At 41.6% G+C, this 344-nt stretch carries 1 protein-coding gene; it reads left to right on the forward strand.

Going from position 1 to position 344, the window contains the following annotated elements:
• Positions 1-344 (forward strand): hypothetical protein (locus Q1A15_RS20960; protein ID WP_299628405.1); only part of this gene is annotated, 344 nt, incomplete at both ends.

A 344-nucleotide genomic window follows, 5' to 3' on the forward strand; every position in this document is an offset into this window, starting at 1 on the left:
GTTACATGGACAGGCTTAAGTGTTCCAAATTCAGGAACAATTACCTTAACCTTTGATGCTGTAGTTGATGCGCCAACCGGAGCAGCCAATGAATATATAAACACAGCTGAGATTACAGCGAGTGATCAGTTTGATCCTGATAGTGATCCAACTAGTGATGCCAATACCGATGATAATGGCGATGGAATTGCAGATGATGATGAAGATAGTATTGGAGTAGTTCCAGAGCAATCCGATTTAAGTATTGTAAAGGTTATCAGTGATGCAACACCAAATGTTGGAGATGTCGTAACTTTCACGGTTACAGTAACTAATGCAGGTCCAGATCCAGCAACAGGAGTTGG

This window comes from uncultured Tenacibaculum sp., from assembly GCF_947495995.1.
In the GTDB taxonomy this organism is placed as follows: Bacteria; Bacteroidota; Bacteroidia; order Flavobacteriales; family Flavobacteriaceae; genus Polaribacter.